At 75.0% G+C, this 25,762-nt stretch carries 20 protein-coding genes and 1 pseudogene; 11 read left to right on the plus strand and 10 right to left on the minus strand.

The window, feature by feature from the left end; all coding sequences use genetic code 11:
- The first annotated feature begins 260 nt into the window (after positions 1–260).
- The 4 genes from E9565_RS23105 (at position 261) to E9565_RS04210 (ending at position 5,022) form a co-directional block, all read left to right on the plus strand.
- The gene (locus E9565_RS23105) at positions 261–1,364 is read left to right on the plus strand and encodes a sensor histidine kinase (RefSeq protein WP_236834150.1); all 1,104 of its coding nucleotides are present in this window, start codon (positions 261–263) and stop codon (positions 1,362–1,364) included.
- On the plus strand, positions 1,361–2,050 hold the full coding sequence (locus E9565_RS04200; RefSeq protein ID WP_308196085.1) for a response regulator transcription factor: 690 nt from the start codon (positions 1,361–1,363) through the stop codon (positions 2,048–2,050). Before E9565_RS23105 ends, E9565_RS04200 begins: the two co-directional genes overlap by 4 nt.
- A 179-nt stretch (positions 2,051–2,229) precedes the next feature.
- On the plus strand, positions 2,230–3,462 hold the full coding sequence (locus E9565_RS04205) for an NAD(P)/FAD-dependent oxidoreductase (RefSeq protein WP_236825676.1): 1,233 nt from the start codon (positions 2,230–2,232) through the stop codon (positions 3,460–3,462).
- 264 nt (positions 3,463–3,726) lie between these two features.
- On the plus strand, positions 3,727–5,022 hold the full coding sequence (locus tag E9565_RS04210; protein ID WP_308196086.1) for a multicopper oxidase domain-containing protein: 1,296 nt from the start codon (positions 3,727–3,729) through the stop codon (positions 5,020–5,022).
- Positions 5,023–5,464: 442 nt separating this feature from the next.
- On the opposite strand, the gene E9565_RS04215 is transcribed toward E9565_RS04210, so the two are convergent.
- Positions 5,465–6,349, minus strand: coding sequence for an alpha/beta fold hydrolase (locus tag E9565_RS04215; protein WP_236834152.1), 885 nt, complete (start codon positions 6,347–6,349; stop codon positions 5,465–5,467).
- Between the two features lie 173 nt (positions 6,350–6,522).
- Entirely contained in the window at positions 6,523–7,350 is an 828-nt protein-coding gene (locus E9565_RS04220; protein WP_236834153.1) for a glycoside hydrolase family 16 protein, read from the minus strand.
- A gap of 356 nt (positions 7,351–7,706) precedes the next feature.
- Between E9565_RS04220 and E9565_RS04225 the strand changes: the two genes are divergently transcribed.
- The 5 genes from E9565_RS04225 (at position 7,707) to E9565_RS04245 (ending at position 15,178) form a co-directional block, all read left to right on the plus strand.
- Entirely contained in the window at positions 7,707–9,161 is a 1,455-nt protein-coding gene (locus tag E9565_RS04225; protein ID WP_236834154.1) for a selenium-binding family protein, read from the plus strand.
- 31 nt (positions 9,162–9,192) lie between these two features.
- The gene (locus E9565_RS04230; RefSeq protein ID WP_236834155.1) at positions 9,193–9,867 is read left to right on the plus strand and encodes a DUF5134 domain-containing protein; all 675 of its coding nucleotides are present in this window, start codon (positions 9,193–9,195) and stop codon (positions 9,865–9,867) included.
- Positions 9,868–10,045: 178 nt separating this feature from the next.
- Entirely contained in the window at positions 10,046–12,028 is a 1,983-nt protein-coding gene (locus tag E9565_RS04235; protein ID WP_236834156.1) for a GAF domain-containing sensor histidine kinase, read from the plus strand.
- Positions 12,025–12,771 (plus strand): response regulator transcription factor, encoded by a 747-nt coding sequence (locus tag E9565_RS04240; RefSeq protein ID WP_236834157.1) that lies wholly within the window; start codon positions 12,025–12,027, stop codon positions 12,769–12,771. Before E9565_RS04235 ends, E9565_RS04240 begins: the two co-directional genes overlap by 4 nt.
- A gap of 355 nt (positions 12,772–13,126) precedes the next feature.
- Complete coding sequence (locus E9565_RS04245; protein WP_236834158.1) at positions 13,127–15,178, plus strand: GDSL-type esterase/lipase family protein; 2,052 nt, start codon at positions 13,127–13,129, stop codon at positions 15,176–15,178.
- Between the two features lie 10 nt (positions 15,179–15,188).
- Here the strand turns inward: E9565_RS04245 and E9565_RS04250 are convergent, their stop codons facing one another.
- Positions 15,189–15,728, minus strand: coding sequence for a DUF1353 domain-containing protein (locus E9565_RS04250; protein ID WP_236825671.1), 540 nt, complete (start codon positions 15,726–15,728; stop codon positions 15,189–15,191).
- A gap of 101 nt (positions 15,729–15,829) precedes the next feature.
- On the opposite strand from E9565_RS04250, the gene E9565_RS04255 reads away from it, so the two are divergent.
- Positions 15,830–16,843 carry an iron-containing redox enzyme family protein gene (locus E9565_RS04255; RefSeq protein WP_236825670.1) on the plus strand — a complete coding sequence of 338 codons (1,014 nt, stop codon included), beginning with the start codon at positions 15,830–15,832 and terminating at the stop codon, positions 16,841–16,843.
- Positions 16,844–16,855: 12 nt separating this feature from the next.
- Here the strand turns inward: E9565_RS04255 and E9565_RS04260 are convergent, their stop codons facing one another.
- Entirely contained in the window at positions 16,856–17,749 is an 894-nt protein-coding gene (locus tag E9565_RS04260) for a bile acid:sodium symporter family protein (protein ID WP_236825669.1), read from the minus strand.
- Positions 17,750–17,835: 86 nt separating this feature from the next.
- Here E9565_RS04260 and E9565_RS22305 point away from each other — a divergent pair.
- Positions 17,836–18,057: pseudogene (locus E9565_RS22305) on the plus strand (methyl-accepting chemotaxis protein); the annotation flags it as partial.
- Positions 18,058–18,066: 9 nt separating this feature from the next.
- Here E9565_RS22305 and E9565_RS04270 read toward each other — a convergent pair.
- The 6 genes from E9565_RS04270 to E9565_RS04295 all read right to left on the minus strand — a co-directional run bounded on the left by E9565_RS04270 (position 18,067) and on the right by E9565_RS04295 (position 25,749).
- The gene (locus E9565_RS04270; protein WP_236825668.1) at positions 18,067–18,393 is read right to left on the minus strand and encodes a CDGSH iron-sulfur domain-containing protein; all 327 of its coding nucleotides are present in this window, start codon (positions 18,391–18,393) and stop codon (positions 18,067–18,069) included.
- 42 nt (positions 18,394–18,435) lie between these two features.
- Positions 18,436–19,491 (minus strand): hypothetical protein, encoded by a 1,056-nt coding sequence (locus E9565_RS04275; RefSeq protein WP_236825667.1) that lies wholly within the window; start codon positions 19,489–19,491, stop codon positions 18,436–18,438.
- 102 nt (positions 19,492–19,593) lie between these two features.
- Complete coding sequence (locus E9565_RS04280) at positions 19,594–20,430, minus strand: MIP/aquaporin family protein (RefSeq protein WP_236825666.1); 837 nt, start codon at positions 20,428–20,430, stop codon at positions 19,594–19,596.
- Between the two features lie 114 nt (positions 20,431–20,544).
- The gene (locus E9565_RS04285; RefSeq protein ID WP_236834159.1) at positions 20,545–23,640 is read right to left on the minus strand and encodes a bifunctional [glutamine synthetase] adenylyltransferase/[glutamine synthetase]-adenylyl-L-tyrosine phosphorylase; all 3,096 of its coding nucleotides are present in this window, start codon (positions 23,638–23,640) and stop codon (positions 20,545–20,547) included.
- Positions 23,637–24,374, minus strand: a complete 738-nt coding sequence (locus E9565_RS04290) for a type 1 glutamine amidotransferase (protein ID WP_236825664.1) — start codon at positions 24,372–24,374, stop codon at positions 23,637–23,639. Before E9565_RS04290 ends, E9565_RS04285 begins: the two co-directional genes overlap by 4 nt.
- Positions 24,375–24,408: 34 nt before the next feature.
- Entirely contained in the window at positions 24,409–25,749 is a 1,341-nt protein-coding gene (locus E9565_RS04295; protein ID WP_236825663.1) for a glutamine synthetase family protein, read from the minus strand.
- Positions 25,750–25,762 lie beyond the last annotated feature (13 nt).

Here is a 25,762-nt window from a genome sequence, read left to right on the forward strand (position 1 = left end):
TCCGCCGGCTACCGCGACAGCGGTACCACCTCACGCGCCGGACACGACGGGTGCGGTACCGCCGTCGCGCCGCCGGGTCGACGGTGCCGCAGCTGTTCAGGCCTAGGCTGGACGGCAAGCGCGCGCGGCCCCGCCGGCCGGGGCCGGCGCACGGCAGAGGGCTGGATGTGACAGGTCGACCGTCTCCCCCCGCGACACCCGAGGGCCGCACCCGCCGCGGCATCGGCTCGCGCTGGGCGACCGCCGCCGTCGACACCGGCGTGGCCGCGTCCGCAGGCCTGGCGTCGCTCGCGGCGCTGTTCTCCGCCGGCGAGGCGGGCAGCCGGCCACCGGACGCGGTCGCCGTCGGCCTGCTCGTCGCGGCTGCCGGGGCTCTGCTGATGCGCCGGCCCCGGCCACGGATCGCGCTGTTCGGCACGGTCGGGCTGACGCTGGTCTACCTGGCGCTGGACTACCCCGGCGGGCCGGAGCTGCCGGTGCTGATGGTCGCCTTCTACAGCATCGCCGCGGCCGGCCAGCGGTGGGAGACCGTGCTGGTCGTCGTCCTGTTCGGCGGCGGTGGTGCGGTGCACCGGGCGGTCGTGGAGCGGGAGTCGTTCCTCGAGATCACCGTGACCGTCGCGCTGCTGGTGCTCGCGTTCCTGCTCGGCGACAGCGTCTCCACCCGGCGGCGGCTGCGGGCGGAGGTCCGGGAGCGGCTGCGGGCGGCGGCGGTGGAGAAGGAGCTCGAGGCACGGACCCGGGTCAGCGGCGAGCGGATGCGGATCGCCCGGGAGCTGCACGACGTCCTGGCGCACACCATCACCACGATGACCGTGCACGCCGGCGCCGCCGCCGACCTGATGGACCACCAGCCGGAGCAGGCGCGCCGCTCGCTGGCGACCCTGCGCGCCTCCGGCCGGGACGCGATGGCCGAGGTGCGCGCGACGATCGCCGTGCTCCGCTCGGGAGACGAGGAGCCGACCCGGCGGTCCGCGCCGGGGCTGGCCCGGCTCGACGACCTCGTGCAGGGGGTCCGGCAGGCGGGCCTGCCGGTCGACCTGGAGGTACGCGGCGAGCGGCGCGAGCTGCCCGCCGCCGTGGAGCTGACCGTGTACCGGATCGTGCAGGAGGCGTTGACCAACGTGATCCGCCACGCCGGGGCGTCCCGGGCGGCCGTGTGCGTCTCCGTGGCACCTGCGGCGGTCGAGGTGACCGTGGAGGACGACGGCACCGGCCGCGTGGAGGCCTCGGACCCCGGCGCCGGACTGCTGGGCCTCGCCGAACGGGTCCGGGCGCTGTCCGGCGATCTGTCCGCTGAGAACCGACCCGGCGGGGGCTTCCGGGTGTCCGCGACGCTCCCGCTGCCCGAGGGGACGCGGTGACCGGCGTGGGCGCCGGTCACCGCCCCGTCCGGCTGCTGCTCGCCGACGACCAGGCACTGGTCCGCGCCGGGTTCCGCCTCGTCCGCGAACGGGACGGGGACATCGAGGTGGTCGCCGAGGCCGCCGACGGCGCGGAAGCGGTCGCACTGGCCCGGCAGCACACCCCCGACGTCGTGCTCATGGACATCCGCATGCCGGTCGTCGACGGCATCGAGGCCACCCGCCGCATCCTCGCCGGCGAGAGGCGGCCGGACGCCGCGCGCGTCGTCGTCCTCACCACCTACGAGCAGGACGACTACATCACCGACGCGCTGCGGGCCGGTGCCGTCGGGTTCCTGCTCAAGGACGTCGAACCCGACGACCTGCGCCGGGCGGTGCACGTCGTCGCCGCCGGTGATGCGCTGCTCTCCCCCAGCGTCACCCGCCGCCTGCTGGAGACCTTCCGGTCGCGGCCCGACCAGCGGCCCAGGCAGCCCGAACGGCTCAACGCGCTCACCCCGCGCGAGCGCGAGGTCGTCGCCCTGGTCGGTCGCGGGCTGAGCACCGCCGAGATCGGCCGGGCGCTGTTCATGAGCCCGGCCACCGCCAAGACCCACGTCAACCGGGCGATGACCAAGCTGCACGCCCGCGATCGCGCGCAGCTGGTCGTCATCGCCCACGAGACCGGGCTGGTCGGGCCGACCTGACCCGATCGCAGCAGCCGCAGCCGGTCGCCCTACCGCCGATGCGGTAGCCGGCTCGCGCCGTCGCGCCGATGGCGGCAGGGCCCCGCGTTCCTAGCGTCGACCCCGTCGCGCGGCCTACCCGCTTCGCCCGGGAACCGGCCGCCGACGGACCCCGGACCCCCGATCGCACCGGACACGTCATGACCCGAGTTCGCACCGCACACGTCATCGGCGGCGGCATCGCCGGCCAGGTGGCCGCCGTCGCCCTGCACCGCGCCGGCATCGAACCGACCGTGTACGAGGCCCACGCCACCGGCGCCGACGGCGTGGGCGCCTTCCTCGGCCTCGGCCTCAACGGCATCAGCGCCCTGCGCACCGTCGACATGGACACCGCCGTCCTCGCCCGCGGCTTCGCCAGCCCGCGCACGGTGATGCTCAACGGGCGCGGCAGGGTGCTGGCCGACGTGCCCAACGGCGGCACGCTGCCCGACGGCACGCACGCGATCACCATCCGCCGAACGGACCTGTACGCGGCGCTGCGCGACGAGGCCGAGCGGCGCGGCATCCCCACCCGATACGGCAAGCGGATGACCGGCGCCCGGCACACCGGCTCCGGGGTCCGCGCGGACTTCGCCGACGGCAGCACCGCGGTCGCCGACGTGCTCGTCGGCGCCGACGGGATCCGCTCCACCGTCCGGCGGCTGCTGGACCCCGCCGCGCCCGGCGCCAGCTACGTCGGGTTCCTCAACACCGGCGGCTACGCCCGCGGCGTCGACGTCGTCGGCCCACCCGGTGTCAACCACTTCTGCTTCGGCCGCCGCGCCTTCTTCGGCTGGACCAAGGCCCCCGACGGCGAGGTCTGGTGGTTCGCCAACCCACCGGCCGCCCGGGAGCCGGACCCCGAGGAGCTCGCCGCCGTGCCCGCCCCGCTGTGGCGCGCCCGGCTGCTGGACCTGTACGCCGACGACCGCACTCCCGCCGCCGACCTGGTCCGTGCGACCGACGACGTGTTCACCGGCTGGATCACGTACGACCTGCCGTCGGTGCCCACCTGGCACGACGGACGCACGGTGATCATCGGCGACGCCGCGCACGCCGTGTCACCCTCGGCCGGGCAGGGCGCCGCGCTGGCGATCGAGGACGCCGTCGTCCTCGCCCAGTGCCTGCGCGACCTTCCCGACGCCCCGGCCGCCCTGGCCCGCTACGAGCGGCTGCGCCGCACCCGCGTCGAGAGGATCCGGGCCCAGGGACGCCGCAACGGCAGCGGCAAGACCGCCGGCCCGGTCGGCCGCGCCGTCCGCGATCTGGTCCTGCCGACCGTGATGCGGCACCTGTTCCGCGACGGCCGCGACCCGCTGCGCTGGATGTGGGACCACCACATCGACTGGGACACCCGCGTGACCACCCCCGCCCCGACGGCGGCGACCCGATGACCAGCGCCACCACTCCCCTCCGCCCCCGGCGCCCCGTCCGGCGGTGGGCCGTGCGCGCGCTGCCCGTCCTGCTCGTCCTCACCCTGGCCGCGGTCGGTGCGCTCGCGGTGACCTGGGCGCGCGCCGCGACCGACACCACCGGCCAGGTCGCCTTCGACCGGCCGCTGGCCATCCCGCCGCTCGCGCCGTCCCGCATCGAGGAAGGCACCCGGGTCTTCGAGCTGCGCGCCACCACCGGCACCACCGACTTCGGCGTCGGGGACGGTGCCACGCGCACCTGGGGGTTCGACGGCGCCTACCTGGGCCCGACCCTGCGGGCCGAGCGCGGCGAGCGTCCGCGTCGACGTCACCAACGACCTGCCCGAGGTGACCACCGTGCACTGGCACGGCCACGAGCTCCCCGCGGCCATGGATGGCGGCCCGCACCAGGAGATCGCGCCCGGCGCCAGCTGGCACCCCTCGTGGCGGATCGACCAGCCCGCCGCCACCACCTGGTACCACCCGCACCCGCACGGCGCGACCGCCGACCAGGTGGTCCGCGGCATGGCCGGCATGTTCATCCTCGACGACGACGCCAGCCGGGCCCTGGACCTGCCCGACGAGTACGGCGTCGACGACGTCCCGGTGATCGTCCAGGACCAGGCCTTCGACGGCGACGGCCAGTTCCGCCGGGCCGAGCACCCGCTCAGCCCGGTCGGGCACCTCGGCGACACCGTCCTGGCCAACGGCACCATCGGCGGCTACCACGAGGTGACCACCGACCGGATCCGGCTGCGGCTGCTCAACGCCTCCCCGTCGCGGGTCTACGACTTCGGTCTCGACGACGGCCGGCAGTTCGCCCTCGTCGGCACCGACGGCGGGCTGCTGTCCGCGCCGCACCGCACGGACTCGGTGCGGCTCTCCCCCGGCGAGCGGGCCGAGATCGTGGTCGCCCTGGAGCCGGGCGAGCGAGTCGTGCTCCGCAGCACCTCGCCGGACCTCGGCACCGACCCGTGGACCGGCCGCTTCGCCGGCGGGGACGACCGCTTCGACGTCCTGCAGCTGCGGGCCTCCGACGAGCTCACCCCCTCACCGGAACTGCCGGACCAGCTGGCCGGGACCCCCGGGCTCGACCCGGACGACGCGGTGGCCACCCGGCAGTTCCGGTTCTCCGGGGTGAGCATCAACGACCGGCGGATGGACATGGACCGGATCGACGAGACCGTCCTCGCCGACACCACGGAGCTGTGGGAGATCGAGACCTCGGACGGAGCACCGCACAACATGCACGTCCACGGCGCCCGCTTCACCGTCCTCGACGCCGGTGGCGGGCGTCCCGGCCCGGAGCTGTCCGGGTGGAAGGACACCGTCTACCTGGCCCCGTCCACCACCACCCGGATCCTGGTGCACTTCGCGGCCCACGCCGACCCCGACCTGCCCTTCATGATCCACTGCCACCTCCTGCGGCACGAGGACCGCGGCATGATGCTGCAGTTCGTCATCCTGGAGCCCGGACAGGAACCCGGCCGTCCCCCGGCAGCCCACCAGCACGAGCACGCCGACCGCGACACCGATCGGTAGTCCGTCCACCCGCGAGCGGGTCGATCCCGATGTCCAGCGCCGGTCGATCGAGGACGAGCGGACGGCGCCCGACCTGGACTCCTCCGCCGCGCTGGCCCAGCGCCGTGCACCAGTGGGCCGCTTGTCCGCGGAACCGGAGAACGGCTCAATGACAGCGACCGACACCGCCGGCTCTACCCGCCACTCGGCCCGGGTGACGAGATCCGCGGAGTGTTCCGCGCCGGCGGTGACTGCTGGGGCCGGGTCTGTCTGACCCGTCCCGCTCAGGCGCCGTGGTTCTCCGCAGCGATCGGGGGGGTGCGGCACGCGCTGGCGCACGCCTGCCCGGCGCTCACGGCGCGGAGGTGGCCCGTCTGACGGCGGGGGACCTCCGAGACGGAGATCGCGCGGCGGCTGCGGCTCTCGCCGCACATCGTGCACGGCTGCGTGAAGGCGGTCGTCGTCAAGGTCCTGCCAGGAAGGGCAGCAGCACCTCCAGCAGCCCCGCCGGGTTCTCCTCCGGCACCCAGTGGCCGGCCTCCGGTACGGCGACCGCGCGGACGTCGTCGGCGACCTCCCGGGCCATCTCCTCGTTCACCCCGGCGAACAGGTTGGCCGCCCCGGCGACAGCGAGCACCGGTACGGCGAGGATCCCCCCGGATGCCAGCGCGGCCCGGTTGTCCCGGTCGTCCTGCGCGAACGCCCGGTAGAGCTCGAACCCCGCCCTCATCGCACCGGGCTGCCGGAAGTCCGCGGCGTAGCGGTCCAGGTCCTCGGGGGTCAGGGCGCACGGGTCGGCGGCGGCTGCGTCGAAGAAGAACCGCAGGTATTCCCGCTCCCGGCCGGCGGTGAGGAACTCCGGGAGGTCCGGCGTGGCGTGGAAGGCGTAGTGCCAGTGCCGGGGATCGCTCGCCAAGCGTGCGTGCACCGCCGTACCGGGCAGCGTGGCCTCCATCAGCACCAGCCGGTCGGCGTCGCCGCGGAACCGCAGCCCGTGCGCCAGCGCCACCATCGACCCGATGTCGTGGCCGACCACCGCCACGCGGCCGTCGACGCCGAGGTGGTCGCGCACGAGCGCGTGCACGTCCCCGGCCAGCGTCCAGGTGTCGTAGCCCCTCGCCGGGCGGGACGACACCCCGGCGCCGCGCAGGTCCACGGCCACCACCCGGTGCCCGGCCTCGGCGAGCGGGCCGACGACGTGCCGCCAGCACCACCAGGACTGCGGGTAGCCGTGCACCAGCACCACCGTCCGCCCGCCCGGCGCGGACCCCCCGGCCACCACGTGGTGGATCCGCACACCCGGTGCCACCAGGGCGTTGCCGTGCTGGAACCCCGGGGTGCCGGTCATCGCCGCTCCTCCGTGCCCTCACGCGCCGTCCGCCCCGTGCACCGATGATCCTCGCCGCTGCGGTGCTGCCTCGACCAGTCCTCGCGCGCCCGCCAGGCGCCGGACCACCCGCGCCCCCTCGGCCCCGGGGTCACCGACCGCGCGGAGCCGCCCGTCCGCCTCCACCTCAGGCGTCAGGTGGCGCGCGCCGGCCGGTACCCGCGGACGGCGGCGACCTCTCCCCACTTGGGATAGGACGCCGGGTCGCGGTCGCTGTCCTCGGGGAACTCGAAGAGATCGACCATCAGCTGCAGCGGGTAGTCGATGCGCTGGTGCACCGTCCGCACCAGACGATCGTCGACGAAGAAGCGGACGGACCCGGCCGTCCACTCGGCCGCGTAGCTGTGCCAGTCGCCCGTGTCGAGCGCGAGGGTCACGTCCTCGACGTCGTCGTGCAGGCGCGGGTCGTGATGGGCCTTGACCCCCATCCGCACGCGAGAGCGTCCCGGCTCGACGGCGTGGCCGTAGAGCTCGGCGACGCAGATCTCCCCGGAGTCCTCACCGGAGCCCTCCTCGAACCCCACCAGCCAGAAGGCCAGCATGCAGGTCGGGTCGGCGCTCGCGCGCAGAACGGCCTCGACCAGGCCGGCGGACGGGGTGTAGAGGCGACGCGTGGGTTGCGCCGTCCTCACCTGGAGGTCGGGGCGGTGACGGTGCTGCCCGACGTGGGAACCGACCGGACCCGAGAAGGTGCCCGTCTGCAGGTTGGCGACCCTCATCTCGCCGTCCTCCACCCGCCAGGCCGGCTGGTCCGCGTCGATCCGCAGGCGCAGAGCGCCGCCGAGGAGGTCGAAGCGGGCGGCGGAACGCTCGGGCGTGGTCCAGTGCGGCAGGTAGTGCGCCACCCACCGCTCCGGGTCCAGCTCGGAGCCGGCGAAGTGCTCGTCGAACGCCACCTCGTAGCCGGTCCGGTCGAGCACCTGGGGATCGGAGCCACCGTGCGGCTGCGGTGCTTCTCGCACGGGGCCATCGTGCCAGCCGCCGCGTCGCCGCAGCCACCTTCCCACCGGGCTGCCCCCCGTCCGCCGCGATCGTGCACACCGGGAGGGCGGAGGGGCGGACGCGTCATCTGCCTCGAGCACGTCGCGCACGGCCGGGACCGGCGGAACGCCGGGTGCGCTCCGCGGTGGCCGGGAGGACCGCGACAAGGGGACTACGACGAAGAGCCCCCTTGGTTCCGGTCATCGGGCCGATGCTCCGCAGCGCAGCCCTCACCCAGACTGTCGCTGGGCCGACCCGGCACCCAGGCGGGGTGCTGAACGTCGGATCGCCCGCCGAGTGGGCGCTCGAGCCGCCGTGGACGGGCCGGGTGAGGACCGTGCCTTCGGAGACCGGCGCCCCAGCCCTCAGTAGGAGTCCGGATGTCCGCACCGACCGACCCCACCTTCTACCGCAGCGCTGCTGCGCGATCGCCGCGCCGACCGAGCGACTGGCCTATGTCGTCGCCTTCGACCGAGCTGCGCAGAAGCCCGATGCGCTGACTGTCGTCGACACCGACCCCGGCTCCGCCAGCTACGGCGGGATCGTCGGCTGGGCCGACCTGCCCACGGTCGGGGACGAGTTGCACCACTTCGGCTGGAACGCCTGCTCCAGCGCGCTCAAGCACGAGGGCCACGACATGGGCCACGACGGGCTGCAGCGACGGTTCCTCCTCCTACCCGGGCTGCGCAGCTCCAGCGTCCACGTCTACGACACGCACCCCGACCCGCGCTCGCCCCGCCTGCACAAGACGATCGACGCCAAGGAGCTGGCCGGGAAGGCCGGCTACTCGCGCCCACACACACTGCACTGCGGTCCGGACGGCGTGTTCCTGACGTGCCTCGGCGCCGGGAACGGCGACGACGGGCCCGGAGGGATCGCGCTGCTGGACCACAGCACGTTCGACGTCCTCCGGGCCTGGGAGACCGACCGCGGGGACCAGTACCTGGCCTACGACGCCTGGTGGCACCTCAACCAGAACACGCTGGTCTCGAGCGAGTGGGGCACGCCCTCCATGATCGAGGACGGCCTGGTGCCCGAGCTGCTGCTGGGGCAGAAGTACGGTCACCGCCTGCACTTCTGGGACCTGTCGGAGGGGCGCCACCTGCAGACGGTCGATCTCGGTCCTGAGCACCAGATGGTGCTCGAGCTGCGCCCGTCCCACGACCCGGAGGCGACGTGGGGGTTCGCCGGCGTCGTGATCTCGACCGCCGATCTGTCGGCGTCGGTCTGGCGCTGGCACCGCGACGGCGGCGAGTGGACGGCCGACAAGCTGATCACCATCCCGGCTGAGCCGGCCGACCCCGCCGACCTGCCGCCGGCGCTGCAGCCCTTCGGCGCGGTACCACCGCTGGTCAGCGACATCGACCTGTCGGTCGATGACCGGATGCTCTACGTCTCCTGCTGGGGCACCGGCGAGCTCAAGCAGTACGACGTCTCCGACCCGACGGCACCCCACGAGGTCGGCTCCGTGCACCTCGGTGGGATCGTCCGGAGGACCCCGCACCCGGCCGCACCCGGGGAGGCGCTGGCCGGCGGACCGCAGATGGTCGAGATCAGCCGCGACGGACGGCGGGTCTACGTCACCAATTCGCTCTACGGCGCCTGGGACGACCAGTTCTACCCCCAGGGTGTCGGCTCGTGGATGGCGAAGATCGACACGGACCCGCAGGAGGGCGGGATGAGCCTCGACGAGCAGTTCTTCCCGCACGGTGAGGACTGGCGCGGGCTGCGGCCGCACCAGGTCCGGCTGCAGGGCGGGGACGCGTCCTCGGACTCGTACTGCTACCGCTGATCCCCCTGGTGCCGTGGCGGCGTGGACGGACATGGCACCCTCGACGGGCGACCCGCTGCGCTGGTTGTGGCTCGGGTTCTTCGTGCTGCTCCTCGGAGCGCACCTGCGGCATGTCCGCCGGGTGCGCGGTGTGCAGCGGCTCTGGTACGGGGGGCACGCTCTCATGGCCGCCGCCATGGCGGGCATGTTCCTCCCGGCCGAGGTCGGCGTGACCTGGGCGCCGCTGTGGTCCATCGGCGCGGGGGGCGCGGCGGGAGGCGCCGCCGTGTACGCGCTGCTGCGCCACTGGGACGGCGTCCGCGTCGACGTGCCGTGGACCACCCTCGTCGTCGGACTGGCCGCCACGGCCTACATGTGGCTGATGATGGCGGGTGTCTCCGTGGCGCCGCTGACCTACGCGGCGGCAGCCTGGCTGGCCTGCGAGGCGCTCGGCTGGTTCACCGGCCTGCTGTGCTGGCGGTCCCGTGTCTCGACACCGCCACCGGCTGGACGGACAGCTGCCGAACGGCAGCACGCAGGCGTGAGGCCCTCCACCGTGGCACCCACGGTGCACCCGACCAGGGTGGACACGACGGTGCCCCGCCCAGTCCTGGCCGGGGAGCAGCCGGCGTTCGCCGCGACCCGGGTCGATCGCCTCTCCCTGGGTCTCCTGGCGCTCGGAACGGCCTACCTCTTCGTGGCGATGCAGCAGATGCCCGCGCACTAGGGTCGCCAGCGAGAGCGTGCACCAGCGGAGGGCCGGACCGGGGGCCCCGCGCCCGAGTACGGTTGGGCAGACCAGACCGTGTGGGTGGTGGTCGCCGGTGGACAGGTCGAGCGACACGGGTGCCGCTGCTGCGTGCGACCCCCGGCTGGCGACGTCCAGGGGCGGCGCCCTCGTCGCGATGGTCGATGGCCTCCCCGCCGCCGTGACCGTGGTGACCGACGACCAGCAGACCCTGCACGTCGACCCGGCCGGCGGCGCAACGCGCGGTGCGGGGTGCGATCGTCCGGTGGGGAGCTTCCCGGCGCCTGGGGGCCAGGTCCCGCAGCTCCGCGCCAGCGCCTCGGCCGGTGACGCAGCGCCGGGGGGTGTCGAGAACACCGACTACCCGTCGGAGGTGCCCGGGCAGCCGCTGGTCCGGCACACGGTCCGGGACGTCGTCGAGCGACGACGGACGACGCGCCGGCTGGCCGTGCTGAGCCAGGTCGCGACCCGGGTGGCGCGGGCCGAGACGCTCGAGGCCACGCTGAAGACGGTCGCCGAGTGCCTGGTGGAGTCCTCGGAGACGAGCGCATGCGCGGCGATCGTCCTCGAGGGAGATCCGGCGCAGCTGCGGGGTGCCGGCACTGCGTCCCTACCGCGTGACTACGCAGAACGCGTCCGGCGGGCGCTTCGCCTCTGCGACGAGGTCCTGCCCACGCTGTCCGCGTTCCGCGGCCGGCGGACGGTGGTGGTCGACCGAGAGCGCGACCACCCGGCGCTCCGGTTGCTGGAACACCTCGACGGCGACCTGGAGTGGCGAAGCATCGTGGCGATCCCGATGATCGCCCGCAACCAGGCCGTCGGCGCGATCGAGACGTTCTGGCGGGGGGCGCCTCCGGACGGGGAGGAGCTCCGGTTCCTCGCTGCCGTCGCCGACCAGGCCGCCACCGCCGTGGACAACGCCCGACTGCTCGCCGACGCCTCCGCGTCGTCCCGCCGCGATGAGGGTCTGATCGCGGCGGGGCTGGCGCTGGCATCCGAGCTCTCCTTGCCAGCGGTGCTCAGCAAGATCGTGGAGCTGGCCTGTGACGTCGCCGACGCCCGCTACGGGGCGGTCGGGGTGCTCGGCGGGGACGGCCGGCTCGAGGACTTCATCACCCACGGCGTCCCTGACGAACAGCGTGACGCGATCGGCCGCCTGCCCATCGGCCGCGGCATCCTCGGCGCGCTCATCACCGACGCCCGTCCGCTGCGGCTGAGCCGCATCCAGGACGATCCGAGGTCGGTCGGCTTCCCGCCGCAGCACCCGCCGATGACCTCGTTCCTGGGTGTGCCGATCAGCGTGCGGGGCCGGGTCTACGGCAACCTCTACCTGACCGAGAAGCGTGGCGGCACCGACTTCACCGAGGGGGACGAGCGCGCCGTGGTCACACTGGCCGCGCAGGCCGGCGTGGCGATCGAGAATGCGCGACTGTTCGACGAGGCGCAGCGACGGCTGGCGCTGGAGGCCCGTCACCGCCTCGCCCGCGAGCTGCACGACTCCGTCTCCCAGGCGTTGTTCTCGATGACCCTCGAGACCCGCACCGCGCAGCTGCTGCTCGAACGCACGGGGCTGCCGGCCGACGGACCGCTGGGCGAGCGGTTGAGCTACCTGCGCCAGCTGACCCAAGCGGCACACTCGGAGATGCGCGCCCTGATCTTCGAGTTGCGCCCGGAAGCGCTGCGGCAGGAGGGCCTGGCGGCAGCGGTCAGCAAGCAGGCCGAGGGAATGAGCGGACGGACCGGGATCGCCGTCGAGGTCCGGGTGCCGAAGAAGCGGATCCGCCTGCCGTGCGAGGTCGAGGAACAGGTGTACCGGGTGGTGCAGGAGGCGCTCGCGAACATCGCCAAGCACTCCGGGGCGAGCAGAGCGACGGTGCGGCTGGGACGTAGACGCACAGAGCCGCCAGGGTTGCTGGTCGAGATCGTCGACGACGGCGCTGGCTTCGACCCCTGCGCTGGCCAACCCGGCCATCTGGGGCTGTCCACGATGGCCCAGAGGGTCCGGCAGCTGGGCGGAGTCCTCCAGGTGGACTCCAGTCCCGGCCGGGGCACCCGCCTCTCCGCCACCGTCCCTCTGCCGCCGGCCGGCAGCCGCACGGCCGTGCGGGCCCGGATGGAGCCACCGGGCGGTCCGCGATGAACGAGCCCCAGCCGAGGGGCGACCGGATCCGGGTCTGCCTCGTCGACGATCACGGGATGGTGCGGCGGGGCCTGCGCGGCTACCTGGAGCTGGTCGACGACATCGAGATCGTCGGTGAGGCCGGTGACGGCCGAGCCGCCGTGGACCTCGTGGCCGCGCTGGTCGCCGAGGGCCGAGCCCCGCACGTCGTGCTGATGGATCTGGTCATGCCCGGCACGGACGGCGTCACCACCACGCGGCTCCTGACACAGCGGTACGCCGGGACGGCGGTGGTCGCCATGACCAGCTACAGCGAGGTGGACCGAATCCGCAGCGCCCTGGAAGCCGGCGCCTCCGGGTACCTGCTCAAGGATGCCGAGGCGGACGAGGTGGCCGACGGGATCCGCAGGGCCCACCACGGGGAGATGCCGCTCGGACCGGCGGTCTCCCGGCAACTCGCGCGGGCATTCAGCGCACCCGGCAGGGCCGCGCTGAGCGCTCTCAGCCCTCGGGAGCTCGACGTGCTGGGCCTGGTGGCCGCCGGGATGTCCAATCGGGAGATCGCCTCGCGGCTGGGGATCAGCGAGCGCACGACCCGGACCCACGTCAGCAGCATCCTGAACAAGGTGGGGCTGCGGTCGCGCACTCAGGCCGCGCTGTACGCAGTCCAGCAGGGCATCGTGCCCCAGGATCCGGCGACCGGACGACCGGCCTCCCGGACGGAGGACGTCCCACCGGCGCCGGCCGACTCCGCCCGGTGGTGAAGTCGGCCGGACCTGGACCACGCCAGGTGCTGCGCCGACGGCAGCAGCCGGCATCGCCGCGCGGCCCTACCGGGGGCTCGGCCGGCACCGCCGCCACGATCGCCACGGTCTTCTCGACGTCGAGGTCGATGTCGGCCCGCAGCACCAGCACGAGCGTCCGCTGGGCGGGCGGACGGTGGTGCAGGCACGCGGCCCGCGCCGGCCGGTCGCGGGGCCGTAGCCGAGGACCGCGCCGCGGCGTAGCGTCCGCACCCTCAGGTGGATGCGCACCCGGCGGCCCTCTCCCGTCCTGCGGTGCCCGTCCCGGTCGCGGGGGGATGTCGTGGGCCTTGCACGCCGGAGCGCGCTGACGGCCGTGGGCGTCGTCGCGCTGCTCACCTCGTCCGCCGTCGTCACCCTCGCCGCCGGGTCGGCGGCGGACGACTGCCCGGACGTCGCCATCGTCGGGGCGCGCGGCTCCACGGACACCGTCACGACGACCAACCGCGGCATGGGGACGAACGCGGACTACTTCGCCGACTCCCTGGAGCGCGAGCTCACCGCCCGGTACGGCGGTGCCCTCGCGGTGCAGAGCCTGGCCGTCGCGCACTCGCCCACCTCGATCGGCGCGCTGACCCCGACGCGGAGCGAGCTGACCGCGCTGGCCGACCCCGCCCGGCGCGATGCGGCGATGGAGCGCTACCGGACGGGCAACCTGGCGACCTACACCCGCAGCGTCGACCAGGGCATGACCTCCGCCGTCGAGCAGATGACCGCCCTGCACAACCGCTGCGCGGGCACGACCTTCGTCCTGGCCGGGTACTCGCAGGGCGCCATGGCGCTGCACGGTGCGCTGGCGCGGCTCGCGGACGACGGTCGCACCGCCCTGCTCTCGCGCGTCGCCGCCACCGTGCTGGTGGCCGACGGCGACCGCGTGGCGCAGACCGCCGCCACCCGTCGCGGCACGGCGGCGGCGACCGCGCAGGGCGTGCGCACCGCCCTGCAGCCGGGCGGGCGCGACGTGGCCGCCACGCCGCCGGTCCTCGACCTCTGCCTCGCCCGGGACCTCGCCTGCGACTTCGACGCGGCGCGCCTGCTCCACCGCGGCGTCAGCCCGTCCCTGTCGGCGCTGAAGGAGGCCTCGCGGATCCACACCGGCACCGGCTACCGCCCCCTGCTCCTGCAGGCGGCGCAGGAGATCGCGACCTCCCCCCTCCTCGCGCCGACCTCCACGCCGACCACCACCGCGCCCACCACCACCGCGCCCACCACCACCACCTCCTCGCCGACCACGACCGCACCACCGACGACGACCACCCCGACGACCACCCCGACGACCACCCCGACGACCACGGCGCCGACCACCACCGCTGTCCCGACGACGACACCTCCGGCCGGTTCCGCGGCGCTGGCCGCCTTCCGCGCCGCGCGCGCCGACAGCGCCGCCGGGCGCGGCCCGCTCGACGTCGTCGTCGTCGGCGACTCGGTCACCGAGGGGCGCGACGTCGGGAAGGGCAACCGGTGGGTGGACGTGCTGCTGCGGCTGCTGCGCGACCGCTACCAGCCGGCCGGCGTCCCCGGGGGCGAGGGCTACGTGCCGGCCTACTACGCCGCCGGCGGCATGGCCGACCGCTTCACCTTCGGCGGGACGCCGACGCTGGGTTCGCAGTACGGGTTCGGCATGCGCGCCAACCACATGCCCTCCGGCGTCGGCAACTCGATGGCCACCACCTTCACCGGCACGTCGTTCGAGCTCCACTACGCCAGCAGCCGGAACACCGGCACCGTCACCGTCTCCGTCGACGGCGGGCCCGGCACCCCGGTGTCCACGACGGGCAGCGACTGGACGCCGAGGGACGGCGGCAGCTGGACCTCGCCCCCGCTCCCCCGCGGCACGCACACCGTCACGCTCACCAACACCAGCGGCCGGACGGTGCTCGTCGAGGGCATCAGCGTGTACGACGGTGACGAGGCCGCCGGCGTCCGCCTGTGGGAGGCCGGCCACTCCGGCTGGCAGGCCGAGGACTACGCCCACCGCCCCACCGCGCCGCAGCACGGCCAGGCCGTCGCCGCCGCCGCGCCGCACCTGGTCGTGGTCGCGCTCGGCTACAACGACGTCGTCGCCGGGTTCAGCGCCGCCGACTTCCGCGGGTACCTCACCACGACGATCGCGCACCTGCTCGGCCCGGACGCCGGCCCGGACCCGTCGGTGCTGGTCGTCGGCTACCCGCCGCGCACGGACGTCCCGGCGGCCGCGTGGGATGCCTACCTCGAGGCCATGGCCGGGGTCGCGGCGGAGCAGGGCCACGCGTTCGCCGACCTCTCCGACCTGCCGCAGTTCGGGATGTCCGGTGACGGCGTCCACCCGGCCGCGACCGGCCACGCGCAGCTCGCCGCCGCTCTCGACGCCTACCTGGCGGCCGGCTGACCGCCCCGCCTCAGGTCCGCATCGACCCGGCGTCCTCCGGCCGGCGCCCGGTGACGACGCCCACCGCCGCCTCGGCGAGCCCGTACACGGTCAGCGAGACGGCGATGAGCACGGCCGGCGGGACGACCACCGGCGCCGCGAGCAGCGAGATGCCGACGACACCGGGCGCGCTGCGCCACCACCCGTCGCCCCGCAGCGGGTGACCGAGGGCGCTCCACCGGACGGCGCACCACATCAGCCAGCGGCGCAGCACCGGCACGCCGCTCTCCCGCAGCACCCGCCGGAAGACGCCGTCGGCCTCCCGGCCGGTCACCACGCCGCCGGCGATGCCCGCGGTGACCAGCCAGTCGTGCAGGATCGCTGCGGCGGTGTACCGCCCGAACCGCGGCACCAGCCACACCACCACCCGGGGGACGGTGGCGAAGTCGGTGGGGAAGCCCGCCGGGACGACGAAACGGTCGCGCCTGCCCCGGTACACCAGCGGCTCGACCAGCTCCCAGCGGTCGGCGTCCAGCCGCCGCACCACGACGTCGTCGGACTCGAACGGCACCGCTCCCCCTCCCCGCGGTCGCCCGGCGCCCGCGGACCGGCCGGGTGACATCACACCCTCCCGGTGCATCGAACCGGCCACCGGTGGGCATGCTGGCGATCATGCGCCTGCCCGAACCACGCGGCCCGCTCAGCGACACCCTCGCCCGTGACCTCACCAGCGGCTCGGACCTCTCGGCGGCGACGGTGGGGTACGCCGCCCGCCTGGACGCCGACCCCGCCGGGGTGCTGACCGACGACGACCTGCAGCTGGGCCTCGCCATCTGCTACGAGCTCCACTACCGCGGGTTCGACGGCGTCCCCGAGGAGTGGGAGTGGCACCCCGAGCTGCTGCGCCTGCGCGCCGGGCTGGAGCGGGCGCACCTGGCCGGGCTGCGCGGGCTGGTGGGCGAGGTCGCCGTCAGCGGCGACCCGGTCGACCAGCAGCTCACCGCGCTCATCGCCGCCGACGACGGCCCCTCGCTCTCGGCCTACATGGCCAAGCAGGGCACGCTGGAGCAGTGGCGGGAGTACCTCGTCCTCCGCTCGGTCTACCACCTCAAGGAGGCCGACCCGCACACCTTCGCCGTCCCCCGGCTGTCCGGGCGGGCCAAGGCCGCCATGGTCGAGATCCAGGCCGACGAGTACGGCGGCGGGTCGGCCGAACGGATGCACAGCGAGCTGTTCGCCGGGCTGCTGCGGGACCTGGGGCTGGACCCGGGCTACGGGGCGCTGTGGGACGAGGCTCCGGCCGTGGCGTTCGCGTCGGTCAACACGATGTCGCTGTTCGGCCTGCACCGCCGCTGGCGGGGTGCGGCGCTGGGCCACCTGGCGACGGTGGAGATGACCTCCTCCGAGCCCAGCCGGCGCTACTCGGCCGGGCTGCGCCGGCTGGGCTTCGACGAGCGCACCACCGTGTTCTACGACGAGCACGTGGAGGCCGACGCGGTGCACGAGCAGATCGCCTCGGTGGACATGTGCGGCTCGCTGGTCGCCGCGGAGCCGGAGCTGCTGCCCGACGTGCTGTTCGGGGCGGCCAGCTCGCTGGCCATGGACGGCCTGGCGGCCCACCACCTCCTCGGCGCGTGGGAGGCCGGCGCCTCCGGCCTGCGCGGGCAGGCGGCCCTGGCGGCCTGAGCGCGCCCCCGGCTACCCGGCCGGCACCGCCTCGTCGCGCTGCGGGGCGGTAGCCCGGTTGCGGGTGATCAGCCAGCCGAACGCCGCGGCCACCGGGAACATCAGCACGCCGTAGACGGCGGCGGGCACGGCCAGCTCCACGCTGTCGAGCACGCTGATGGCCACGGCGATCGCCAGCGTGCTGTTGTGCACGCCGATCTCGAAGGAGCTGGCGATCGCCTGCCGCTGCCCGATGCCGAGCAGACGGGGCACGCTGTACCCGACGGCGAGGCTGGCGAGGCAGAACGCGAGCGCCGGCAGGCCGACGTCGCGCAGGTAGCTCCCCACGTTCTCCCGCTCGGCCACCATCGTGCCGACGATGACCAGGGCGAGGACCACCGCCGACAGGATGCGCACCGGCTTGTCCGAGCGGTCGGCGAAGCCGGGCGCCGACCGGCGCACCAGCATGCCGAGGGCCACGGGGACGAGCACGATCGCGAACACCTGCACCGTCTTGCCGAACTGCAGCCCGAGGCTGCCGGCGCCCGGCGGGTCGAACCACCCGATCGCCAGGTTGGTGACCACCGGCAGGGTGACGACGGCGATGACGGAGTTCAGCGCGGTGAGGCTGATGTTGAGCGCGACGTCACCCCGGTAGAGGTGGCTGAACAGGTTCGCGGTGGTGCCGCCGGGCGAGGCCGCGAGCAGCAGCATCCCGACCGCGAGCAGCGGCGGCAGGTCGAACAGCAGCACCAGGCCGAAGCACACCACCGGCAGGACGAGCAGCTGCAGCGCGAGGGCGACCACAACCGCCTTCGGCTGCCGGGCGATGCGGGTGAAGTCGCCGACGGTGAGCGAGAGGCCCAACCCGAACATGACGACGGCCAGCGCGAGCGGCAGCGCGACGGCGGTGAGCGCGGAATCCATGGAGCCTCCGATCGGGCACCGGCCGGGGAGCCCGCCGGGCAGGACGTCCCGCGCATCCTGTGCGATCGGGGTCACAGAACGCAACCGGCCTCGCGCTGAACGCCACGATCGAGGCCACCCGCGCCGGGGAGTCGGGCAAGGGCTTCGCCGTGGTGGCCAACGAGGTCGGGGAACTCGCGCGGGAGACCGCCGAGGCGACCAGCCGGGTCTCCGAGCAGATCGCCGGCACCCAGGCCGGCACCGGATCGGTCACCACCGGCGTCAACGCGACCAGCGCGGTGGTCGGTCAGCTGGACGCCGTGCAGGCGGGCGCGGGGTCAGGCCTCCCGGCGTCCGTCCCGCAGGATCTGCGCGGCCGGCCGGGGCCGGCTGGGCGCGCTCGGCGCCGAGAACCCGGACCGCTTGTGCGAGCCGTCGCAGAAGGGCTTGATCCCCGACTTGCCGCACCGGCACAGCGCGATGGTGTCCCGCCCCGGGTCGATCTCGGCGCCGTCCTGGTCCTGCAGGCGGAAACTGCCGCGCACGATGAGCGGCCCGTCGCGGTAGGGCGTGATCGTGGCGCCCGCTGCGGGGTCGGCTCCGGCGGTGCGGTCCTCGGACGGCTCGGGCTCGGCCGACGGTGATGGCGACACGCCCTCCAGCATGCCCCGCCCTCCCCGACCCCAACCCGGAGGTCCACCGGCGGGTCAGCCGTCGAGGCCCAGCGACGCCACCATCCGGTCCAGGACCTCGACGTTGCGCGGGTAGTCGAACCGCGGGAGCCCGACGGTGTCGGCCACCAGGGCGCGTGGCGAGCCGTCGTCCGCCCCGAGGTCGACCACGACGCGGGTGACCGGCAGGCCCTGGGGCCACAGCCCCTCCCCGGCGGTGACCCGCTCGACGCGGACGGCCGGCCGCCCGTCGATCGTGAGCTCCTCGCGGCTCAGCTCCTCGCCGCGCCCGGTGGTGACCAGCCGGTCGAAGGGGATGCCCTCCACCCGGACGCTGATCGGGGCCACCCGCGCGTCGGTGGCCGGGGGCACCTCGAAGGAGTCCGGTGAGAAGAAGCTGCAGGCCGGCACCTCCGTCCCCGGGTTCACCTCCCAGGACTCCGGATAGGAGATGGCGTAGCCCTCCGGGCTCTCGCACCGCTCGGCGAGCGGATCGGGCTCCGCCGGCTCCTCGTCGAGCAGGTCGACCACGATGCGCTGCGGGGAGTCGAGCGCTGCGACGGCGAACGGCCGCCGCGCGTCGACCCCGGCGAAGAAGCTGTAGCGCCCCTCGACGAGGGTGTCCTCGACCACGGCGTCCAGCACCACCGGATCGGCGACCGCCAGCCGCCCGGCGCCCTCCCACGGCGCGACGCCCTCCGGCGCGTCCCCCGGCAGCGCGATGTTCGTCAGCGTGATGCCGAGGACGGCGTCCCCGGGCACCTCGACCGGCTCCCCGGACCCCTGCGCCCGCGGGTCGTCGGTGTAGCCGACCCGCCAGCCCGCCTCCCCCTCCCCGGCGAGCTCGAAGACGACGCGGTCGAACCCCCCGTGCGCTGCCAGCCGCACGTCGGTCAGGGTCACCGGGGGGCTGTCGCCCGAGGCCACGGACTCGTCGGTGCTGCCTTCGCCGACGGGCTCCACGGCGTCCTCGACGTCGGGTGACGGCGCGGTCGGCGAGGTGGTGGGCCCGGCGTCGGCCGGAGGCTCCTCGTCGGTGCCGCAGGCGGTGACGAGCACGGCCGCGCAGAGCCCGAGGGGCAGGAGGCGCATCGAAGATCCAGGGGGTCTCGGGGACGTCGGGCCCTCCCTGCCATTGCCAGCACCGCCCGTGCCGAACCCTCCGCACGCGCCGGAACCAGCGCTCCGGGCCGGTCAGCTCGTCGGACGGCGATCACCCGGCTGGCCGGCACCGGTCGCCGAGGTCCGGCTGATGGGCAGCGGGCCGTCCCCACCCGGCGCCGCCCCGGGGTCTGCGCCGGGCAGCTCGGCGCCCGTCTCGTCCACCGGTGCGCCGAGCGGTTCCGCGGCCGGCGCCGGCCGGGCGAGGAGCCGGGCGACCGGGACCGCCAGGACGGCCCCGACCACGGGGGCCAGCACGAACAGCCAGACGCCGGCCAGCGGCTCACCGCCGGCGAGGAGCGCGGGCCCCAGCGAGCGGGCGGGGTTCACCGACGTCCCCGTGAGCGGGATCCCGATCAGGTGCACGGCCGCGAGGGTGAGCCCGATGGCCAGCCCGGCGAATCCCGGCGCGGCGGCGGTCCCGGTCACGAGGAGCACGACCACCACCAGCACGAAGGTGAGCAGGAGCTCGAGCAGGAAGGCACCCTCACCGCTGATCGCGGCACCCCAGTCGTTGGCCCCGAGGGCCCCGGTCTGGTCGGTCACCCCGCCGAAGTCGCTGGTCAGCAGCCACAGGACGGCGGCGCCGGTGATGCCACCGGCGAACTGGGCGACCCAGTAGAGCGCCGCTTCGACCGCGGTCATGCCGCGTGACAGCAGCACCGCGAGGGTCACCGCCGGGTTGACGTGGCAGCCCGACACCGGCCCGATGGCGTAGGCGAGCACCAGCAGCGTGAAGCCGAAGGCCAGCGCCACGCCCACGGGGCCGACGCTCTCCAGGCCGACGACCGCGGTACCGACCGCGACGAGGACGAGCAGCGCGGTGCCGAGGAACTCCGCGACGAGCGAGCGGACGAGGACGGGGGACACGGGAACCTCCTGGCCCGGCCGCACCCGGCCCCCGGCGGCACCGGTGCGGACACCAGGAGCCTGCGCCGCGGCGTCGCCGCCGGCCAGGGTCCTTCGGTCACCCGGCCGCGCCGTTCAGCCCGGGGCGGGCTGGCCGTAGAAGACCTGCTCCACCACCGTGCGCGCGTGCCGGGTGGTGCGGCGGTAGTCGTCGAGGAAGCGGCCGGGTTCGTCGTCCGGCCCGTAGCCGCAGGCGCGGGCGACCCCGCCCAGCTCCAGGCCGGGCCGGGGCAGCTGGTCGCTGGGGCGGCCACGGACGAGGAAGACCGCGTTGCGCGCCCGGGTGGCCAGCTCCCACGCCGCGGTGAGTGCCTCGGCCTGGTCCTCCGGGAGCAGCCCCTCCTCGGCGAGCGCGGTCAGCGCGCCCACCGTCGAGGGCACGCGCAGCGCGGGCACGCGGGCGGCGTGCTGGAGCTGGAGCAGCTGGGCGGTCCACTCCACGTCGGCGAGCCCGCCGCGACCCAGCTTGGTGTGGGTGGCGGGGTCGGCGCCGCGCGGCAGCCGCTCGCGCTCCACGCGGGCCTTGATCCGCCGGATCTCGGCGACCTGCTCCGCGGAGAGCCCGTCGGCCGGGTAGCGCACCGGGTCGACCAGGGCCACGAACTCCGCTCCCAGCGCCTCGTCGCCGGCGACCGGGACGGCGCGCAGCAGCGCCTGCACCTCCCACACCGACACCCACCGCTGGTAGTACTCGCGGAAGGCGGGGAGGCTGCGCACCAGGGCGCCCTGGCGGCCCTCGGGCCGCAGGTCGGCGTCGACCTCGAACGCCGGGTCCGGGGCCGGTTCGGCGAGCAGCCGCCGCAGCGTGTGGGCGACGGCGTTCGCCGCCGCGGAGGCCTTCGCCTCGTCCGCACCGGGGCGGGGCCGGTGGACGAACAGGACGTCGGCGTCCGAGCCGTACCCGAGCTCGCCGCCCCCGAGGCGCCCCATGCCGATGACCGCGAGGTCCACGGGCAGGTCCTCGACGGCGACCCGGGTCTCCTGCGCGTGCGCCCGCAGGGCGGCGTCGAGCCCGGCCTGCAGCGTGGCGGCCGCGACGTCGGTGAGCGCCCGGCCCACGCGGTGCACGTCGAGGCGGCCGAGCAGGTCCGCGGCGGCGATCCGCAGCAGCTCCTGTCGGCGCAGCCCCCGGATGACCCGCACGCCCGCCTGCGGGTCGGGCGCCCGGCCGGCCGCCTGCCGCCACGCCTTGGCCAGGGTCTCCGCCGACCGCGGCTCCAGCTCGGCGTCGTCGGCGAGCAGGCGCAGCGCCTCGGGTGTGCGGGTGAGCAGCGAGGCGACGTACTGGCTGGAGCCCAGCAGCTGGGCCAGGCGCTCGGGGACCTGGCCCTCGTCGCGCAGCAGGCGGAGGTACCACTGGTTCCCGCCGAGCGCCTCGCTCACCTGCCGGTAGGCCAGCAGCCCGGCATCGGGGTCGGGGCAGGAGGCGAAGGTCTGCAGCAGCACCGGCAGCAGGTACTTCTGCATCGACGCCGAGCGCGACACCCCGCCGGTGAGCGCCGCCAGGTGCCGCAGCGCACCCTCGGGGTCGGCGAAGCCGAGGACCCGCAGCCAGTCGCCGGCCGCCTTCGACCCCAGGTGCAGGTGCTCCCCGGGCACGCGGGCGACGGCGGAGAGCAGCGGCCGGTAGAAGAGCTTCTCGTGCAGCCGCCGCACCTCGCGGGTGTGCAGCGCGAGCTCGGCCCGCAGCACGTCGACGGCGTCGCCCCGGTGGTCGGGCTTGTACCCCAGCGAGCGGGCCAGCCAGCGCAGCTGCTGCTCGTCGGTGGGCAGCAGGTGGGTGCGCCGCAGCCGCAGCAGCTGCAGCCGGTGCTCGACGGTGCGCAGGAAGCGGTAGGAGGCGACCAGCGTGGCGGCGTCCTCCCGGCCGACGTAGCCGCCGGCCGACAGCGCCAGCAGCGCCGGCAGCGTGCCGCCGACCCGCAGCGTCGGGTCGGCCCGGCCGTGCACCAGCTGCAGCAGCTGGACGGCGAACTCGACGTCGCGCAGGCCCCCGCGGCCGAGCTTGAGCTCCCGCTCGGCCTGGGCCGGGGGGATGTTCGCCTCCACCCGGCGGCGCATCGCCTGCACCTCGCCGACGAAGCCGGGCCGGTCACCGGCCTTCCACACCAGCGGCCAGAGCGCGTCGACGTAGCCGCGCCCGAGGTGCGGGTCGCCGGCGACCGGGCGCATCTTCAGCAGCGCCTGGAACTCCCAGGTGTCGGCCCACTGCTCGTAGTAGGCGGCGTGCCCCGCGACCGTCCGCACCAGGGAGCCGGCCTTGCCCTCGGGGCGCAGCGCCGCGTCCACCTCCCACGCCGCCTCCCGGCAGATGCGCATGAGCGACGCGGCGACGCGGGTCGCGCCGGCGAGCGCGGCCGCCTCGGCCTCCCCGGGTTCGACCGGCTCGGCCACGAAGACGACGTCGACGTCGCTGACGTAGTTGAGCTCCCGGCCGCCGGTCTTGCCCAGCGCGATGACCGCCAGCCGGCAGGCCGCCGTGTCCGCCGGCTGCTCGGCGACGGCGAGCGCGAGACCGGCGGCGAGCACGGCGGCGGCGATGTCGGCGAGCTCGGCCGCCGCCTCGTCGGCGGGCACGCCGTCGGCCAGGTCGCGCCCTGCCAGCGACAGGATCGCCCGGCGGTAGGCGTGCCGCAGGGCCGCGATCCGCGAGGGCCCGGCGTCGGGCGCGGCCGAGCCCAGCCGGACGCCCCAGGGCGGGTCGTCGGGGTCGGCGCCGACCGCGGCCAGCATCTGCTGCTCCAGCGCGTGCGGCGTGGGCCGGCTCGGCCCGTTGCTGTCGTCGAGCACCTCCCAGTCCAGCGGGTAGGCGGCCAGGTGGTCGGCCAGCCCCGAACTGGCGCCGAGGACGGCGAGCAGGCGGGCGCGCAGGTGGCCCGAGCCCCGCAGCCGGGCCAGCAGCGTGGCGGCCGCGCCACCGGAGTCGTCCTCGGCGTCCAGCGCCTCGACCAGCCGGTGCAGCGAACGGACCGCCAGGTCGGGGTCGCCCGCCCGGGCCAGGGCGGCGACGACCGGCCCCGCCTCGGGGTCGGCGGGCTCGTTGCGGTCGAGGTCCCAGAGCCCCAGCGACGGGTCCGACAGCAGCCGGGCGGCGCGTTCGCCGTCCTCGAAGCCGAACCGGACGAGGCGGACCACCGCCCGCCGCGGGACCTCCGCCTGCGGCACGCTCACGCGCGCACCTGCGCCCGGGACCGGACCAGATCGGCGAACCGCCCGGCGAACGGGCGCCAGACCTCGTCCAGGTCGTCGTGGGCGGCGGCGGCCCGGGCGCACAGCGTCTCGACGTCGAGCGGGCTGGCCGCCACGCCGACGGGGTCGCTGGCGGCCCAGGCCCGCACCATCTCCGGCGTCGTCTCGATGTGGAACTGCAGCCCGTAGACGGCGGTCCCCACCCGGTAGGCCTGGTGCGGGTAGTGCGGGTTGCCGGCCAGCAGGGTCGCGCCGGCCGGCAGCTCGGAGATCTCGTCGTGGTGCCACTGGATGACGTCCGGGGACAGCGGCAGCGGGCGGAACACCGGGTCCGCGTCGGCGGCGTCGCGCTTGGCCACCAGCGTCGCGCCGACCTCCGGCCCCGCCGCGCCGACCCGGGTGCGGCCACCGCCGACCTGGGCCAGCAGCTGGGCGCCCAGGCAGACGGCGAGCGTGGGCAGGTCCGCGGCGAGCGCCTGCCGGAGCAGCTCCCGGACGCCCACGAGCTCGGGGCTGGTCGCCGCGTCGTCCATCGAGGACTGCGGCCCGCCCAGCACCAGCAGCCCGTCGTAGCCGTCCAGCGCGGCGGGCAGCTCGGCGCCCAGGCCCAACCGGCGCTCGTCGAGCTCCAGCCCCGCGGCGCGCAGCCACTCCCCCAGCCGCGCCGGCGGATCGGTCTCGCTGGGGACGACGACGAGCAGGCGGCCGGCGGTCACGCGATCGAGGCTAACGGCCGCCCCCGCCCCCGCCTCACAGGCCGGGGAGGTAGCGGCGCAGCTCGAACGGGGTCACGTTCTGGCGGTAGGAGTTGAACTCCTCCCACTTGTTGCGGAGGAAGAACTCGAAGACGTGCTCCCCGAGCGTCTCGGCCACCAGCTCGCTGCCCTGCATCGCGGTGAGCGCCTCACCGAGGCTGACCGGCAGGTCCTCGTACCCGGCCGCCCGCCGCTCGGTGTCGGTGAGCGACCAGACGTCGTCCTCGGCCTCCGGCGGCAGCTCGTAGCCCTTCTCGATGCCGCGCAGCCCGGCGGCCAGCAGCACCGCGAAGGTGAGGTAGGGGTTGCACGCCGAGTCCGGCGAGCGCACCTCGACCCGGGCCGACTGCGCCTTGCTCGGCTTGTAGCTGGGCAGGCGGACCAGCGCCGAGCGGTTGGCCCGGCCCCAGGTGGCCGCGGTCGGCGCCTCGGTGCCGGCCAGCAGCCGCCGGTAGGAGTTCACCGTCTGGTTGGTGATCGCGGTGACCTCCCGGGCGTGGGTCAGCAGGCCGGCGATGAACTGCCTGCCGGTGGTCGACAGCCGCATCGGGTCGGCCGGGTCGTGGAAGGCGTTGCGGTCGCCCTCGAACAGCGACAGGTGGGTGTGCATCGCCGAGCCCGCCAGCTCGGTGAACGGCTTGGGCATGAACGTCGCGTGCACGCCCTGGGCCAGCGCCACCTCCCGGACGACGTGCCGCAGGGTCATGATGTTGTCGGCCATGGAGAGGGCGTCGGCGTAGCGCAGGTCGATCTCCTGCTGCCCCGGGGCGACCTCGTGGTGGCTGAACTCCACCGAGATGCCCATCGCCTCCAGGGCGAAGACCGCCTCGCGCCGGAAGTCGTGCGCCACGTTGTGCGTGGACAGGTCGAAGTAGCCGCCGCTGTCGGCCGGCTCGGGCGGGGTGCCGTCGGTCGGCAGGTCCTTGAGCAGGAAGAACTCGATCTCGGGGTGGGTGTAGAAGGTGAACCCCATGTCGCCGGCCTTGGCCAGGGCCCGGCGCAGCACGTGGCGCGGGTCGGCCCACGACGGCGAGCCGTCGGGCAGCGTGATGTCGCAGAACATCCGTGCGGTGTCGCTGGCGCGGCCCTCGCGCGCCGGCATCACCTGGAAGGTGCCCGGGTCGGGCTTGGCCAGCATGTCGGACTCGTAGACCCGGGCGAAGCCCTCGATCGCCGAGCCGTCGAACCCGATGCCCTCGGCGAAGGCCGCCTCGATCTCCGCCGGGGCCACCGCGACGGCCTTGAGGTAGCCGGAGACGTCGGTGAACCAGAGCCGCACGAAGCGGATGTCTCGCTCTTCCAGGGTCCGCAGGACGAACTCCTGCTGTCGGTCCATGCCGGCCATGATC

The sequence above is a fragment of the Blastococcus sp. KM273129 genome (assembly GCF_021698995.1).
Taxonomy (GTDB): domain Bacteria; phylum Actinomycetota; class Actinomycetes; order Mycobacteriales; family Geodermatophilaceae; genus Blastococcus.